Raw genomic sequence first — 16,717 nt, 5'->3', positions numbered from 1 at the left:
GAGATTAATGTGCTTTTACGGCTTTTGCGGTTTTCTCTTTGAACAGATAACCGATACCTAACACAACCAGCCATACCGGGATCAGGTAAACCGAGATCGCCATTCCCGGCGTCATCAGCATTATCACCAGTACCGCCGCCATAAACAGCAGACAGATCCAGTTACCCAGCGGATAAAGCAGAGCAGGGAAACGAGTTGCCACACCTTGTTCTTGCTTAGCGCGACGGAACTTCATATGTGCCAGGCTAATCATCGCCCAGTTAATAACCAGTGCAGAAACCACCAGCGCCATTAACAGTCCGAAAGCGGACTCTGGGGCAAGGTAGTTAATCAGTACGCACAATGCCGTAACCAGCGCAGATACCAGAATGGTATTTACTGGTACGCCGCGTTTATCGACGGAAGCGAGCATTTTCGGTGCGTTACCCTGTTGTGCCAGACCGAACAGCATACGGCTGTTGCAATATACACAGCTGTTGTACACGGAGAGCGCAGCCGTCAGTACCACGATGTTCAGCGCATTTGCCACAAAGGTATCGCCTAACTCGTGGAAGATCAGCACAAACGGGCTGGTGTCAGCGGTAACGCGTGTCCACGGCATCAGTGAGAGCAGAACGGCTAACGAACCAATGTAGAAAATCAGGATGCGGTAGATAACCTGATTAGTTGCTTTCGGGATGCTTTGCTCCGGGTTATCAGCTTCTGCAGCGGTGATCCCCACCAGTTCCAGACCACCGAACGAGAACATGATAATCGCCATCATCATCACCAGCCCGGTGAAGCCGTGCGGCAGGAAGCCACCCTGATCCCACAGGTTACTAACACTTGCCTGCGGGCCGCCGTTGCCGCTGAACAGCAGCCAGCCGCCGAAGATGATCATCGCTACCACCGCGATAACTTTGATAATGGCAAACCAGAACTCCATCTCACCAAACACTTTAACGTTAGTCAGGTTGATGGCGTTAATCACCACAAAGAATACGGCGGCAGAAGCCCAGGTTGGGATTTCCGGATACCAGAACTGAATGTATTTGCCGACAGCCGTAAGTTCTGCCATGGCAACTAAAACGTACAGTACCCAATAGTTCCAGCCAGAAGCGAATCCGGCAAAGCTGCCCCAGTATTTATAAGCAAAGTGGCTGAAGGAGCCTGCGACAGGTTCTTCGACCACCATTTCACCTAGCTGACGCATGATCAGAAAGGCGATAAAACCAGCAATGGCATAACCCAGGATAATCCCTGGTCCTGCGGACTGAATTACGGAGGCGCTACCCAGGAATAGTCCTGTCCCTATCGCGCCACCCAGCGCGATAAGCTGAATATGGCGGTTTTTAAGGCCGCGCTTTAGCTGCTCGCCGTGCTGTTGACCTTCCATCATGAAACCTCGTGCGGTGATTGTTTTTTTGATCTACGCAATGATGCGTGTGTAAGTTTGCAATTCCGTTTGTTGTATTAATTTGTTTACATCAAAGACGTTTGAATTGTTACAAAAAAGACTTCCGTCAGATCAAGAATAATGGTATGCGGCAGCGAATGCACCCGCTTTATGCATGGTTGAAGATGAGTTGCTTAAAAAGGAATCGTTTGTAAAGATCAGCCTCAAATCCGCTCAATATATAAAATGAATATAAATTCATTATTTTTGAATTAAAAACCGATAAATTGGTAAGTGAATCGGTTCAACTCGGATTTTTATAGTTTAATAATCGTTAAAAAATCCCTTTCTTACGTAAAGTCTACATTTGTGCATAGTTACAACTTTGAAACGTTATATATGTCAAGTTGTTAAAATGTGCACAGTTTCATGATTTCAATCAAAACCTGTATGGACATAAGGTGAATACTTTGTTACTTTAGCGTCACAGACATGAAATTGGTAAGACCAATTGACTTCGGCAAGTGGCTTAAGACAGGAACTCATGGCCTACAGCAAAATCCGCCAACCAAAACTCTCCGATGTGATTGAGCAGCAACTGGAGTTTTTGATCCTCGAAGGCACTCTCCGCCCGGGTGAAAAACTCCCACCGGAACGCGAACTGGCAAAACAGTTCGATGTATCCCGTCCCTCATTGCGTGAGGCGATTCAACGTCTCGAAGCGAAGGGCTTGTTGCTTCGTCGCCAGGGTGGCGGCACGTTTGTTCAGAGCAGCCTCTGGCAAAGCTTCAGCGATCCGCTGGTGGAGCTGCTCTCCGACCATCCTGAATCACAGTATGACTTGCTCGAAACACGACACGCCCTGGAAGGTATCGCCGCTTATTACGCCGCGCTGCGTAGTACCGATGAAGACAAGGAACGCATCCGTGAACTCCACCACGCCATAGAACTGGCGCAGCAGTCTGGCGATCTGGACGCGGAATCAAACGCCGTACTCCAGTATCAGATTGCCGTCACCGAAGCGGCCCACAATGTGGTTTTGCTTCATCTGCTAAGGTGTATGGAGCCGATGTTGGCCCAGAATGTCCGTCAGAACTTCGAATTGCTCTATTCGCGTCGCGAGATGCTGCCGCTGGTGAGTAGTCACCGCACCCGCATATTCGAAGCGATTATGGCCGGTAAGCCGGAAGAAGCGCGCGAAGCATCGCATCGTCATCTGGCCTTTATCGAAGAAATTTTGCTCGACAGAAGCCGTGAAGAGAGTCGCCGTGAGCGTTCTCTGCGCCGTCTGGAGCAACGAAAGAATTAGTGATTTTTCTGGTAAAAATTATCCAGAAGATGTTGTAAATCAAGCGCATATAAAAGCGCGGCAACTAAACGTAGAACCTGTCTTATTGAGCTTTCCGGCGAGAGTTCAATGGGACAGGTTCCAGAAACTCAACGTTATTAGATAGATAAGGAATAACCCATGTCAGAACGTTTCCCAAATGACGTGGATCCGATCGAAACTCGCGACTGGCTCCAGGCGATCGAATCGGTCATCCGTGAAGAAGGTGTTGAGCGTGCTCAGTATCTGATCGACCAACTGCTTGCTGAAGCCCGCAAAGGCGGTGTCAACGTAGCCGCAGGCACCGGTATCAGCAACTACATCAACACCATCCCCGTTGAAGAACAACCGGAGTATCCGGGTAATCTGGAACTGGAACGCCGTATTCGTTCAGCTATCCGCTGGAACGCCATCATGACGGTTCTGCGTGCGTCGAAAAAAGACCTCGAACTGGGCGGCCACATGGCGTCCTTCCAGTCTTCCGCAACCATTTATGATGTGTGCTTTAACCACTTCTTCCGTGCACGTAACGAGCAGGATGGCGGCGACCTGGTTTACTTCCAGGGCCACATCTCCCCGGGCGTGTACGCACGTGCTTTCCTGGAAGGTCGTCTGACTCAGGAGCAGCTGGATAACTTCCGTCAGGAAGTTCACGGCAATGGCCTCTCTTCCTATCCGCACCCGAAACTGATGCCGGAATTCTGGCAGTTCCCGACCGTATCTATGGGTCTGGGTCCGATTGGTGCTATTTACCAGGCTAAATTCCTGAAATATCTGGAACACCGTGGCCTGAAAGATACCTCTAAACAGACCGTTTACGCGTTCCTCGGCGACGGTGAAATGGACGAACCGGAATCCAAAGGTGCGATCACCATCGCTACCCGTGAAAAACTGGATAACCTGGTCTTCGTTATCAACTGTAACCTGCAGCGTCTTGACGGCCCGGTCACCGGTAACGGCAAGATCATCAACGAACTGGAAGGCATCTTCGAAGGTGCTGGCTGGAACGTGATTAAAGTCATGTGGGGTAGCCGTTGGGATGAACTGCTGCGTAAAGATACCAGCGGTAAACTGATCCAGCTGATGAACGAAACCGTTGACGGCGACTACCAGACCTTCAAATCGAAAGATGGTGCGTACGTTCGTGAACACTTCTTCGGTAAATATCCTGAAACCGCAGCACTGGTTGCAGACTGGACTGACGAGCAGATCTGGGCGCTGAACCGTGGTGGTCACGATCCGAAGAAAATCTACGCTGCATTCAAGAAAGCGCAGGAAACCAAAGGCAAAGCGACAGTAATCCTTGCTCATACCATTAAAGGTTACGGCATGGGCGACGCGGCTGAAGGTAAAAACATCGCGCACCAGGTTAAGAAAATGAACATGGACGGCGTGCGTCACATCCGCGACCGTTTCAATGTGCCGGTGTCTGATGCAGATATCGAAAAACTGCCGTACATCACCTTCCCGGAAGGTTCTGAAGAGCATACCTATCTGCACGCTCAGCGTCAGAAACTGCACGGTTATCTGCCAAGCCGTCAGCCGAACTTCACCGAGAAGCTGGAGCTGCCGAGCCTGCAAGACTTCGGCGCGCTGCTGGAAGAGCAGAGCAAAGAGATCTCTACCACTATCGCTTTCGTTCGTGCCCTGAACGTGATGCTGAAGAACAAGTCGATCAAAGATCGTCTGGTACCGATCATCGCCGACGAAGCGCGTACTTTCGGTATGGAAGGTCTGTTCCGTCAGATTGGTATTTACAGCCCGAACGGTCAGCAGTACACCCCGCAGGACCGCGAGCAGGTTGCTTACTATAAAGAAGACGAGAAAGGTCAGATTCTGCAGGAAGGGATCAACGAGCTGGGCGCAGGGTGTTCCTGGCTGGCAGCGGCGACCTCTTACAGCACCAACAATCTGCCGATGATTCCGTTCTACATCTATTACTCGATGTTCGGCTTCCAGCGTATCGGCGATCTGTGCTGGGCGGCTGGCGACCAGCAAGCGCGTGGCTTCCTGATCGGCGGTACTTCCGGTCGTACCACCCTGAACGGCGAAGGTCTGCAGCACGAAGATGGTCACAGCCACATTCAGTCGCTGACTATCCCGAACTGTATCTCTTACGACCCGGCTTACGCTTACGAAGTTGCTGTCATCATGCATGACGGTCTGGAGCGTATGTACGGTGAAAAACAAGAGAACGTTTACTACTACATCACTACGCTGAACGAAAACTACCACATGCCGGCAATGCCGGAAGGTGCTGAGGAAGGTATCCGTAAAGGTATCTACAAACTCGAAACCATTGAAGGCAGCAAAGGTAAAGTTCAGCTGCTGGGCTCCGGTTCTATCCTGCGTCACGTCCGTGAAGCGGCAGAGATCCTGGCGAAAGATTACGGCGTAGGTTCTGACGTTTATAGCGTGACCTCCTTCACCGAGCTGGCGCGTGATGGTCAGGATTGTGAACGCTGGAACATGCTGCACCCGCTGGAAACTCCGCGCGTTCCGTACATCGCACAGGTGATGAACGACGCTCCGGCAGTGGCATCTACCGACTATATGAAACTGTTCGCTGAGCAGGTCCGTACTTACGTACCGGCTGACGACTACCGCGTCCTGGGTACTGATGGCTTCGGTCGTTCCGACAGCCGTGAGAACCTGCGTCACCACTTCGAAGTTGATGCTTCCTACGTGGTTGTAGCGGCGCTGGGCGAACTGGCTAAACGTGGCGAAATCGATAAGAAAGTGGTTGCTGACGCAATCGCCAAATTCAACATCGATGCAGAAAAAGTTAACCCGCGTCTGGCGTAAGAGGTAAAAGAATAATGGCTATCGAAATCAAAGTACCGGACATCGGGGCTGATGAAGTTGAAATCACCGAGATCCTGGTCAAAGTGGGCGACAAAGTTGAAGCCGAACAGTCGCTGATCACCGTAGAAGGCGACAAAGCCTCTATGGAAGTTCCGTCTCCGCAGGCGGGTATCGTTAAAGAGATCAAAGTCTCTGTTGGCGATAAAACCCAGACCGGCGCACTGATTATGATTTTCGATTCCGCCGACGGTGCAGCAGACGCTGCACCTGCTCAGGCAGAAGAGAAGAAAGAAGCAGCTCCGGCAGCAGCACCAGCGGCTGCAGCGGCAAAAGACGTTAACGTTCCGGATATCGGCAGCGACGAAGTTGAAGTGACCGAAATCCTGGTGAAAGTGGGCGACAAAGTTGAAGCTGAGCAGTCGCTGATCACCGTAGAAGGCGATAAAGCTTCTATGGAAGTTCCTGCTCCGTTTGCAGGCACCGTGAAAGAGATCAAAGTGAACGTGGGTGACAAAGTGTCTACCGGCTCGCTGATTATGGTCTTCGAAGTCGCGGGTGAAGCAGGCGCGGCAGCTCCAGCAGCTAAACAGGAAGCGGCTCCGGCAGCGGCCCCTGCACCAGCCGCTGGCGTGAAAGAAGTTAACGTTCCGGATATCGGCGGTGACGAAGTTGAAGTGACCGAAGTGATGGTGAAAGTGGGCGACAAAGTTGCCGCAGAACAGTCACTGATCACCGTAGAAGGCGATAAAGCTTCTATGGAAGTTCCGGCTCCGTTTGCTGGTGTCGTGAAGGAACTGAAAGTCAACGTTGGCGATAAAGTGAAAACTGGCTCGCTGATTATGATCTTCGAAGTTGAAGGCGCAGCGCCTGCGGCAGCTCCTGCGAAACAGGAAGCGGCAGCCCCGGCTCCGGCAAGCAAAAGCTGAAGCCCCGGCAGCAGCTCCGGCTGCGAAAGCTGAAGGCAAATCTGAATTTGCTGAAAACGACGCTTACGTTCACGCGACTCCGCTGATCCGCCGTCTGGCACGCGAATTTGGCGTTAACCTGGCGAAAGTGAAGGGCACTGGCCGTAAAGGTCGTATCCTGCGCGAAGACGTTCAGGCTTACGTGAAAGAAGCTATCAAACGTGCAGAAGCGGCTCCGGCGGCGACTGGCGGCGGTATCCCAGGCATGCTGCCGTGGCCGAAGGTGGACTTCAGCAAGTTTGGTGAAATCGAAGAAGTGGAACTGGGTCGCATTCAGAAAATCTCTGGTGCTAACCTGAGCCGTAACTGGGTGATGATCCCGCACGTTACCCACTTCGACAAAACTGATATCACCGAGCTGGAAGCGTTCCGTAAACAGCAGAACGAAGAAGCAGCGAAACGTAAGCTGGATGTGAAGATAACCCCAGTTGTCTTCATCATGAAAGCCGTTGCTGCAGCTCTTGAGCAGATGCCTCGCTTCAACAGTTCGCTGTCGGAAGACGGTCAGCGTCTGACTCTGAAGAAGTACATCAACATCGGTGTGGCGGTGGATACCCCGAACGGTCTGGTTGTTCCGGTATTCAAAGACGTCAACAAGAAAGGCATCATCGAGCTGTCTCGCGAGCTGATGACTATTTCTAAGAAAGCGCGTGACGGTAAGCTGACTGCGGGCGAAATGCAGGGCGGTTGCTTCACCATCTCCAGCATCGGCGGCCTGGGTACTACCCACTTCGCGCCGATTGTGAACGCGCCGGAAGTGGCTATCCTCGGCGTTTCCAAGTCCGCGATGGAGCCGGTGTGGAATGGTAAAGAGTTCGTGCCGCGTCTGATGCTGCCGATTTCTCTCTCCTTCGACCACCGTGTGATCGACGGTGCTGATGGTGCCCGTTTCATTACCATCATTAACAACACGCTGTCTGATATTCGCCGTCTGGTGATGTAAATAAAAGAGCCGGCCCAACGGCCGGCTTTTTTCTGGTAATCTCATGAATGTATTGAGATTATTAGCGAATAGACAAATCGGTTGCCGTTTGTTGTTTAAAAATTGTTAACAATTTTGTAAAATACCGACGGATAGAACGACCCGGTGGATAATGGGCGTCATAAAAAAAAAACGTCAGACCCGCCGGAGATAAATATATAGAGGTCATGATGAGTACTGAAATCAAAACTCAGGTCGTGGTACTTGGGGCAGGCCCCGCAGGTTACTCCGCTGCCTTCCGTTGCGCTGATTTAGGTCTGGAAACCGTAATCGTAGAACGTTACAACACCCTTGGCGGTGTTTGCCTGAACGTCGGCTGTATCCCTTCTAAAGCACTGCTGCACGTAGCAAAAGTTATCGAAGAAGCCAAAGCGCTGGCTGAACACGGTATCGTCTTCGGCGAACCGAAAACCGATATCGACAAGATTCGTACCTGGAAAGAGAAAGTGATCAATCAGCTGACCGGTGGTCTGGCTGGTATGGCGAAAGGCCGCAAAGTCAAAGTGGTCAACGGTCTGGGTAAATTCACCGGGGCTAACACCCTGGAAGTTGAAGGTGAGAACGGTAAAACCGTGATCAACTTCGACAACGCGATCATCGCGGCGGGTTCTCGCCCGATCCAACTGCCGTTTATTCCGCATGAAGATCCGCGTATCTGGGACTCCACTGACGCACTGGAACTGAAAGAAGTACCAGAACGCCTGCTGGTAATGGGTGGCGGTATCATCGGTCTGGAAATGGGTACCGTATACCACGCGCTGGGTTCACAGATTGACGTGGTTGAAATGTTCGACCAGGTTATCCCGGCAGCGGACAAAGACATCGTTAAAGTCTTTACCAAGCGTATCAGCAAGAAATTCAACCTGATGCTGGAAACCAAAGTTACCGCCGTTGAAGCGAAAGAAGACGGTATTTATGTGACGATGGAAGGCAAAAAAGCACCCGCTGAACCGCAGCGTTACGACGCCGTGCTGGTAGCGATTGGTCGTGTGCCGAACGGTAAAAACCTCGACGCAGGCAAAGCTGGCGTGGAAGTGGACGACCGTGGTTTCATCCGCGTTGACAAACAGTTGCGTACCAACGTACCGCACATCTTTGCTATCGGCGATATTGTCGGTCAGCCGATGCTGGCACACAAAGGTGTTCACGAAGGTCACGTTGCCGCTGAAGTTATCGCAGGTCAAAAACACTACTTCGATCCGAAAGTTATCCCGTCCATCGCCTATACCGAACCAGAAGTTGCATGGGTAGGTCTGACTGAGAAAGAAGCGAAAGAGAAAGGCATCAGCTACGAAACCGCCACCTTCCCGTGGGCTGCTTCTGGTCGTGCTATCGCTTCCGACTGCGCAGACGGTATGACCAAGCTGATTTTCGACAAAGAATCTCACCGTGTGATCGGTGGTGCGATTGTCGGTACTAACGGCGGCGAGCTGCTGGGTGAAATCGGCCTGGCAATCGAAATGGGTTGTGATGCTGAAGACATCGCGCTGACTATCCACGCGCACCCGACTCTGCACGAGTCTGTGGGCCTGGCAGCAGAAGTGTTCGAAGGTAGCATCACCGACCTGCCGAACCCGAAAGCGAAGAAGAAGTAATTTTCGTTTGCCGGAACATCCGGCAATTAAAAAAGCGGCTAACCACGCCGCTTTTTTTACGTCTGCAATTTACCTTTCCAGTCGTCTTGCTCCACGCTCAGACAACCGTTCGCGTACCGCTGACCGTTGCTCATTATTCAATCGGGCAGTATGGTTATTGTCGTTCAGACGTTGCGGGCGGCTCTCCTGAATTTTCTCCCGCGCAACCTGACGCTGCTCAGGCGAGGCAGACTGGATACGCTGACGTGCTGCATCTCTTTGCTGTTGATTCTGCGGGCTAGTCTGCATTTTCTCACGGGCCGCCTGGCGCTGCTCAGGAGAGGCAGACTGGATACGCTGACGCGCTGCCTCTCTTCGCTGCTGGTTCTGCGGGTTAGTCTGCATTTTCTCGCGAGCCGCCTGGCGCTGTTCAGGCGAGGCAGATTGATAACGCTGACGCGCCGCCTCTCTTCGCTGCTGGTTGTGTGAGTTAGTCTGCATTTTCTCGCGGGCCGCCTGGCGCTGCTCAGGTGAGGCAGACTGATAACGCTGACGAGCGGCGTCCTTTTGCTGCTGGGTCAGTGGTTGGTGGCGGCTGAACTCGCGGAAGTCGTCATAATTGCCATAGTGTTCCGCTTCATTAAACCGCTGTGCCGCAGCCTGACGCTGGGTATCTCGCGTAGTGACTGGTGCTGCGTGTGTTCGTTGCTGAAACTGGCTTGCTGCCGCCTGGCGCTGGCTGTCGCGCGTTGGGGCAGGTAACTGTGTGGCACTCATGCCACCTTTAACATCGGTTTGGTGAAACCGTTTTGCCATATCCTGATCATGATAAGGCACACCATCGCGGTAATTCGGATTGTGCCGCCATGCCATATTCTTGTCAGTAAGATGCTCACCAGTAATGCGGTTGAAATTGTTGACGTCGATATTGATGTTGTCGCCGTTGTGTTGCCAGCCATTACCGTCACGATGACCGCCATCGTGGTGATTATAATCATCATCGTCATGATGATGATGGTCATGATCGTCGTCATCCCAGTCTATGCTGCTGAATAGTGCGTACGTGGTAGCAACGCCCATGCTGTAGCCAAATCCGCGCACGAAGCTGTCAACAAACGGTTCCCCGGCTGGCGGCGGCAGGTAAACCGGCGGGTAAGCGGTATTGGCCCAACTGCCGTAAACCACGGTTGGGTTGTAGTTGGGAATATAAACTACATCCGGATTGGCGGGCTCAATGGTTATTACGGTCGGCGCAGGTTCTGCGACGACGGGGCTGGACGTAGAAACGGTATTTGATTGTGTGACAGGAGCGCTGGCGGGCTGATTTGCCGGTACGACTTTTTTCGTTGTCGTGATGACCTTTTGTTCTGTTGATGACTTCAGTGACCCGGTTTGTTGCGCCAGTTGCCGCAAACGTTGTACCGAGTCCATCACATCCTGCGGCTGCGCCAGAAATGCGTCGCCCAGGTTTTGCACCCATTGCGGGTTTTCCCCCATCAACGCCATCAATTGCGGAAAAGCCACCAGCGATTTGACGCTGGCATCCCACGGCTGGTCGGATACTGCCTGAATAGCGGCATCACCTTGCTTGAGCGGGTTGTCGTGCGACCACTGCACGGCCTGGGCGACATTTGCCGGATAGGTCGATGCCATCAGCACCTGCGAAAGCAGAGCGTCGGGATATAGCGCGACGGGCGCGACCCATTGATCGATTTGTGCAGTGCTGAATGTAGATTTGACGACGGCAGGCGTTACGGGGGGCGCGGAAACCGTTGCAGGAAGCGTAACTGCGGTGATGTCAGGCGCAGTCTGTTGTGTCGATTGCGCTTCCACAGGCGCTTCCACTGTGCGGCTTTTTATATATAGCCCGGCAGAGGCGGCACAAAGCCCGGCACTGCAAATTAGCGCCAGCACATGGGGTTTAAACGGCAAAGTCATTTTCATAATTCGGATCTCAAGGAAATCGCAATGGTCGGCGAACTGCCACCCGCAGGTGCTGTGAATCCGAGTATAAAGAGGCGGTAGTTTAAATTTTGACTAATCTTGGGATTCGTTGAGAAAGGTGATTATCATCATGTGAATTAACGAAGTTTTTACGGAGGGAAACAATCTCTAGACCATCCTTAACGATTCAGCCACTTTTTTATGTTGCTTTTTTGTAAACAGATTAACACATCGTCAAAATCCTGCTATTCTGCCCGTTGCGGTACTGGGCATTTACCCTACAAACTGCTGTCTCACAGGAGCGTGAAGAGAATCGCCTGCCGCACTATGACAATGAGAGCGAGGAGAACCGTCGTGCTAGAAGAATACCGTAAGCACGTAGCTGAGCGTGCCGCTGAGGGGATTGCGCCCAAACCCCTGGATGCAAACCAAATGGCCGCGCTTGTAGAGCTGCTGAAAAACCCGCCCGCGGGCGAAGAAGAATTCCTGTTAGATCTGTTAACCAACCGTGTTCCCCCTGGCGTCGATGAAGCCGCCTATGTCAAAGCAGGCTTCCTGGCTGCTGTCGCCAAAGGCGAAGCCAAATCCCCACTGCTGACTCCGGAAAAAGCCATCGAACTGCTGGGTACCATGCAGGGTGGTTACAACATTCATCCGCTGATCGATGCGCTGGACGATGCCAAACTGGCTCCGATCGCTGCCAAAGCACTGTCCCACACGCTGCTGATGTTCGATAACTTCTATGACGTAGAAGAGAAAGCCAAAGCAGGCAACGAATATGCGAAGCAGGTAATGCAGTCCTGGGCGGATGCCGAATGGTTCCTGAATCGTCCGGCGCTGGCTGAAAAACTGACCGTTACCGTCTTCAAAGTCACTGGCGAAACCAACACCGATGACCTTTCTCCGGCACCGGATGCGTGGTCGCGCCCGGATATCCCATTGCACGCGCTGGCGATGCTGAAAAACGCCCGTGAAGGTATTGAGCCTGATCAGCCAGGCGTTGTTGGTCCAATCAAGCAAATCGAAGCTCTGCAACAGAAAGGTTTCCCGCTGGCGTACGTCGGTGACGTTGTGGGTACGGGTTCTTCGCGTAAATCCGCCACGAACTCCGTTCTGTGGTTTATGGGTGATGATATTCCACATGTGCCGAACAAACGCGGCGGTGGTTTGTGCCTCGGCGGTAAAATTGCACCAATCTTCTTTAACACGATGGAAGATGCGGGTGCACTGCCAATTGAAGTGGACGTCTCTAACCTGAACATGGGCGACGTAATTGACGTTTATCCGTACAAAGGCGAAGTGCGTAACCACGAAACAGGCGAGCTGCTGGCAACCTTCGAACTGAAAACCGACGTGCTGATTGATGAAGTGCGTGCTGGCGGCCGTATTCCGCTGATTATCGGGCGTGGCCTGACCACCAAAGCGCGTGAAGCACTTGGCCTGCCGCACAGCGATGTGTTCCGTCAGGCGAAAGATGTCGCTGAGAGCGATCGCGGCTTCTCGCTGGCGCAGAAAATGGTAGGTCGTGCCTGTGGCGTGAAAGGCATTCGTCCGGGCGCGTACTGCGAACCGAAAATGACTTCTGTAGGTTCCCAGGACACCACTGGCCCGATGACCCGTGATGAACTGAAAGACCTGGCGTGCCTGGGCTTCTCGGCTGACCTGGTGATGCAGTCTTTCTGCCACACCGCGGCGTATCCGAAGCCAGTTGACGTGAACACGCACCACACGCTGCCGGACTTCATTATGAACCGTGGCGGCGTGTCGCTGCGTCCGGGGGACGGCGTCATTCACTCCTGGCTGAACCGTATGCTGCTGCCGGATACCGTCGGTACGGGTGGTGACTCCCATACCCGTTTCCCGATCGGCATTTCTTTCCCTGCGGGTTCTGGTCTGGTGGCGTTTGCTGCTGCAACTGGCGTAATGCCGCTGGATATGCCGGAATCCGTTCTGGTGCGCTTCAAAGGCAAGATGCAGCCGGGTATCACCCTGCGCGATCTGGTACACGCCATTCCGCTGTATGCGATCAAACAAGGTCTGCTGACCGTTGAGAAGAAAGGCAAGAAAAACATCTTCTCTGGCCGCATTCTGGAAATTGAAGGTCTGCCGGATCTGAAAGTTGAGCAGGCCTTTGAGCTTACCGATGCGTCCGCCGAGCGTTCTGCCGCTGGTTGTACCATCAAGCTGAACAAAGAGCCGATCATCGAATACCTGAACTCCAACATCGTCCTGCTGAAGTGGATGATCGCGGAAGGTTATGGCGATCGTCGTACTCTCGAACGTCGTATTCAGGGCATGGAAAAATGGCTGGCGAATCCTGAGCTGCTGGAAGCCGATGCAGATGCGGAATACGCGGCAGTGATCGACATCGATCTGGCTGATATCAAAGAGCCGATCCTCTGCGCACCGAACGACCCGGATGACGCACGTCCGCTGTCTGCGGTACAGGGTGAGAAGATCGACGAAGTGTTTATCGGTTCCTGCATGACCAACATCGGTCACTTCCGTGCCGCCGGTAAACTGCTGGATGCGCACAAAGGTCAGTTGCCGACCCGCCTGTGGGTGGCACCGCCAACCCGTATGGACGCCGCGCAGTTGACCGAAGAAGGCTACTACAGCGTCTTCGGTAAGAGTGGCGCGCGTATCGAGATCCCTGGCTGTTCCCTGTGTATGGGTAACCAGGCGCGTGTGGCAGACGGTGCGACGGTGGTTTCCACCTCTACCCGTAACTTCCCGAACCGTCTGGGTACTGGTGCGAACGTCTTCCTGGCTTCTGCGGAACTGGCCGCTGTTGCGGCGCTGATTGGCAAACTACCGACGCCGGAAGAGTACCAGACCTACGTGGCGCAGGTGGATAAAACTGCCGTTGATACTTACCGTTATCTGAACTTCAACCAGCTTTCTCAGTACACCGAAAAAGCCGATGGGGTGATTTTCCAGACTGCGGTTTAATAAGTAAGCGCACGCGCTGCGCATAAACGACACAATGCCCGGTGAATGAGATTCCCGGGCATTTTTTATTTCTAAACCATCGCCGTTCCGCTGTTTTTCTCCGGTAAGGCTGCGATAATTACATCAATGGCGCAATGCGATTTCGGCGCATTGCCGGGAGCAGAGGAACACACTATGGATTACGAATTTCTGCGCGATATTACCGGAGTGGTAAAGGTGCGCATGTCCATGGGGCATGAAGTGGTCGGGCACTGGTTTAATGAAGAGGTGAAAGAAAACCTGGCCTTGCTTGATGAAGTGGAACAAGCAGCGCACGCACTGAAAGGTAGCGAACGGTCCTGGCAACGGGCAGGGCATGAATACACCCTGTGGATGGACGGTGAAGAGGTGATGGTTCGCGCCAATCAACTGGAATTCGCTGGCGATGAAATGGAAGAGGGGATGAACTACTACGACGAAGAAAGCCTGTCGCTATGCGGCGTTGAGGATTTTCTGCAGGTCGTGGCGGCTTACCGCAATTTCGTGCAGCAGAAGTAAATAAATCTGGCGGAGCCTGGGAGCTCCGCCAGAGCCGTTAAACAGCTGGCATATTGCGCCCGTAATAAATCTCGCGCATTTCTTTCCACAGCGCAGCGGTAATTTCCTGGCGCTCGCTGTCGGTTAAATCTTCCGGTTTGGTGTGGAACATGTAGTGCTTAAGGTCGAACTCTTTAAGCAACATCTTGGTATGGAAGATATTTTCCTGATAGACGTTTACATCCACCATGTCATACAGCGCCTTCATATCGTCAGACATAAAGTTTTGAATCGAATTAATCTCATGGTCGATAAAGTGCTTCATACCGTTGATGTCACGCGTAAAGCCACGCACGCGATAATCAATGGTTACGATATCGGACTCAAGCTGGTGGATCAGGTAATTCAGCGCCTTCAGCGGAGAAATCACGCCGCAGGTAGAGACTTCAATATCGGCGCGGAAGGTACATAAACCGCCTTCAGGATGACTTTCCGGGTAGGTATGTACGCAAATATGACTTTTATCGAGATGGGCAACGACCGTTTCTGGCAGTGGGCCGGGGTGTTCTGTTTTGTCGATAAGTTTCGGGTCGACCGGTTCTTCACTCACCAGGATAGTGACGCTGGCACCCTGTGGTTCGTAATCCTGGCGGGCGATGTTAAGAATATTGGCCCCGATAATGGAACAGGTTTCTGACAGGATTTCGGTCAGACGGTTGGCATTATAGAGTTCATCGATATAAGCAATATAACCGTCGCGCTCTTCGGCAGTTTTGGCGTAGCAGATATCGTAAATACAAAAACTCAGACTTTTGGTCAGATTATTAAAGCCATGCAGTTTCAGTTTTTTCAATTTCTTATCTTCTCCTTAGGACGGCTGTGAAGCCAGAGCGTCTTGCAGATACTGAGGTAAGGCAAAAGCTGCCGTATGGACTGCCGGATTGTAATAACGGCATTTCAGGCCAGAGGCGAGAAAACGCGCCTGAATAATTTCGGTTGAGAGATGGCGTAAGGCATCGTTATTTGTCGCCCATGCAAAGGTCATGATGCCGCCGTAATAGGTCGGGATCGCCGCCTGATAAAAGCCAACGTCGCTGAAGTAATGGCTGAGTTTGCGATGACTGTTGATAGCCTCTTCCTGCTGTAAAAAGCAGACGCCGTTTTGTGCGACGAAGATACCGCCAGGATTCAGGCAACGTTTGCAGCCTTCATAAAATGCTGAGGTGAACAGGCTTTCGCCGGGACCGATAGGATCGGTGCAGTCGGAGATAATAACATCAAAGGTCTGACTGGTTTGATTCACGAAATTGACGCCATCGTCGATCACCAGCTTAAAGCGCGGATCGTCGTAGCTACCGGCGTTATGGTTGGGTAGATACTGACGGCAGAACGACACGACACCCGCGTCGATTTCCACCATCGTGATTGACTCAACGTTTTTGTGCCGGGTCACTTCACGCAGCATGGCACCGTCGCCGCCGCCGATAATCAGCACATGTTTCGCGTGACCGTGGGCCAGTAGCGGAACATGGGTCATCATCTCATGATAGATAAACTCGTCGCGCTCGGTGGTTTGTACTACGCCATCCAGCGCCATTACGCGACCAAATGCAGCGTTCTCAAAAATGATCAGATCCTGGTGATCGGTCTTTTCATGATACAGAACGTTATCTACAGCAAAGTACTGCCCAAACTGGTCGTGTAGCGTTTCATGCCACAGTTTATTTTCGGCCATGGGTTGATACCTCCTTTGTTAACACCCGTAAAAAAAGGGCGCAACATAATAGCTAACATTGACCGCGGATGCACGGTCAATATTTCTACAAAAAGGTATCAGGGATTATTTGACGTAGGCAAGCAGGCTTAAGGAATCGCGGGCCAGGGCTTTGCATTTTTTAGCGACGGGAATGCCAATGCCGCTGAGATCGCGGTAGCTGTCTTCACCGAGAGCTTTCATGTCGAAGGTGTCGTAATTACTGAGATCCCACTGGTTTTGCTGGGCGAAAAAGACCAGTGCGCGACGAATTTGCCCATTAGGTAAGTTCTGGTAACCACAATCGTTCTTCAGAAAAACAAAAACTGCCGTTAAATCGGCCATATCTTCGGCTTCAGACTCGCTGAGCGCGTAACTGTTTGCGCAAACGGCCATCAGGCTGCCGAATAACACTGTTCTGAAAAACGTCTTCATTGCTTCTACCAGGACTTAAAGAAGATAAACGTTAGCACACTGTGAGCGAGGCGACGACCATTATTGTCGATTAAATTGTGTCTGCGGCT

Annotated in this window: 10 protein-coding genes and 1 pseudogene; 6 read left to right on the top strand and 5 right to left on the bottom strand. The window is 52.3% G+C overall.

Going from position 1 to position 16,717, the window contains the following annotated elements; all coding sequences use genetic code 11:
* Positions 1-4: 4 nt before the first annotated feature.
* Positions 5-1,378: an aromatic amino acid transporter AroP gene (gene aroP / locus CRI63_RS06060; protein ID WP_165383443.1), complete on the bottom strand. Its 1,374-nt coding sequence runs from the start codon at positions 1,376-1,378 to the stop codon at positions 5-7.
* 541 nt (positions 1,379-1,919) lie between these two features.
* On the opposite strand from aroP, the gene pdhR reads away from it, so the two are divergent.
* From pdhR to lpdA, 4 genes and pseudogenes are all read left to right on the top strand, one after another.
* Positions 1,920-2,684: a pyruvate dehydrogenase complex transcriptional repressor PdhR gene (gene pdhR, locus CRI63_RS06055; RefSeq protein ID WP_000331776.1), complete on the top strand. Its 765-nt coding sequence runs from the start codon at positions 1,920-1,922 to the stop codon at positions 2,682-2,684.
* A 159-nt stretch (positions 2,685-2,843) separates the two neighbouring features.
* The gene (gene aceE / locus CRI63_RS06050; protein ID WP_000003821.1) at positions 2,844-5,507 is read left to right on the top strand and encodes a pyruvate dehydrogenase (acetyl-transferring), homodimeric type; all 2,664 of its coding nucleotides are present in this window, start codon (positions 2,844-2,846) and stop codon (positions 5,505-5,507) included.
* Positions 5,508-5,521: 14 nt separating this feature from the next.
* Positions 5,522-7,415: pseudogene (gene aceF, locus CRI63_RS06045) on the top strand (pyruvate dehydrogenase complex dihydrolipoyllysine-residue acetyltransferase).
* A gap of 209 nt (positions 7,416-7,624) precedes the next feature.
* On the top strand, positions 7,625-9,049 hold the full coding sequence (gene lpdA, locus CRI63_RS06040; protein ID WP_130205068.1) for a dihydrolipoyl dehydrogenase: 1,425 nt from the start codon (positions 7,625-7,627) through the stop codon (positions 9,047-9,049).
* A gap of 69 nt (positions 9,050-9,118) precedes the next feature.
* Here the strand turns inward: lpdA and CRI63_RS06035 are convergent, their stop codons facing one another.
* Positions 9,119-10,972 carry a DUF3300 domain-containing protein gene (locus CRI63_RS06035; RefSeq protein WP_135518816.1) on the bottom strand — a complete coding sequence of 618 codons (1,854 nt, stop codon included), beginning with the start codon at positions 10,970-10,972 and terminating at the stop codon, positions 9,119-9,121.
* Between the two features lie 354 nt (positions 10,973-11,326).
* Here CRI63_RS06035 and acnB point away from each other — a divergent pair, with 354 nt between their 5' ends.
* Positions 11,327-13,924, top strand: a complete 2,598-nt coding sequence (acnB, locus tag CRI63_RS06030; protein WP_001303793.1) for a bifunctional aconitate hydratase 2/2-methylisocitrate dehydratase — start codon at positions 11,327-11,329, stop codon at positions 13,922-13,924.
* A gap of 174 nt (positions 13,925-14,098) precedes the next feature.
* Positions 14,099-14,461: a protein YacL gene (gene yacL, locus CRI63_RS06025; RefSeq protein WP_000384306.1), complete on the top strand. Its 363-nt coding sequence runs from the start codon at positions 14,099-14,101 to the stop codon at positions 14,459-14,461.
* 37 nt (positions 14,462-14,498) lie between these two features.
* Here yacL and speD read toward each other — a convergent pair whose 3' ends face one another.
* The 3 genes from speD to CRI63_RS06010 all read right to left on the bottom strand — a co-directional run bounded on the left by speD (position 14,499) and on the right by CRI63_RS06010 (position 16,628).
* On the bottom strand, positions 14,499-15,293 hold the full coding sequence (gene speD, locus CRI63_RS06020) for an adenosylmethionine decarboxylase (RefSeq protein ID WP_000734287.1): 795 nt from the start codon (positions 15,291-15,293) through the stop codon (positions 14,499-14,501).
* Positions 15,294-15,308: 15 nt separating this feature from the next.
* Complete coding sequence (gene speE, locus CRI63_RS06015; protein ID WP_135518814.1) at positions 15,309-16,175, bottom strand: polyamine aminopropyltransferase; 867 nt, start codon at positions 16,173-16,175, stop codon at positions 15,309-15,311.
* A gap of 105 nt (positions 16,176-16,280) precedes the next feature.
* Positions 16,281-16,628, bottom strand: coding sequence for a YacC family pilotin-like protein (locus CRI63_RS06010; protein WP_001295568.1), 348 nt, complete (start codon positions 16,626-16,628; stop codon positions 16,281-16,283).
* Positions 16,629-16,717: the final 89 nt, after the last annotated feature.

Source organism: Escherichia sp. E2661 (assembly GCF_004745185.1).
Classification (GTDB): Bacteria; Pseudomonadota; Gammaproteobacteria; order Enterobacterales; family Enterobacteriaceae; genus Escherichia.
The sequence above is the reverse complement of the archived record's forward strand: the minus strand, read 5'-3'. Positions and strand labels throughout refer to the sequence as shown.

What these genes read in the sequence shown, in the direction of transcription:
- aroP (WP_165383443.1), bottom strand. Translation starts at nt 1,378, where the DNA reads ATGATGGAAGGTCAACAGCACGGCGAGCAGCTAAAGCGCGGCCTTAAA.
- pdhR (WP_000331776.1), top strand. Translation starts at nt 1,920, where the DNA reads ATGGCCTACAGCAAAATCCGCCAACCAAAACTCTCCGATGTGATTGAG.
- aceE (WP_000003821.1), top strand. Translation starts at nt 2,844, where the DNA reads ATGTCAGAACGTTTCCCAAATGACGTGGATCCGATCGAAACTCGCGAC.
- lpdA (WP_130205068.1), top strand. Translation starts at nt 7,625, where the DNA reads ATGAGTACTGAAATCAAAACTCAGGTCGTGGTACTTGGGGCAGGCCCC.
- CRI63_RS06035 (WP_135518816.1), bottom strand. Translation starts at nt 10,972, where the DNA reads ATGAAAATGACTTTGCCGTTTAAACCCCATGTGCTGGCGCTAATTTGC.
- yacL (WP_000384306.1), top strand. Translation starts at nt 14,099, where the DNA reads ATGGATTACGAATTTCTGCGCGATATTACCGGAGTGGTAAAGGTGCGC.
- speE (WP_135518814.1), bottom strand. Translation starts at nt 16,175, where the DNA reads ATGGCCGAAAATAAACTGTGGCATGAAACGCTACACGACCAGTTTGGG.
- CRI63_RS06010 (WP_001295568.1), bottom strand. Translation starts at nt 16,628, where the DNA reads ATGAAGACGTTTTTCAGAACAGTGTTATTCGGCAGCCTGATGGCCGTT.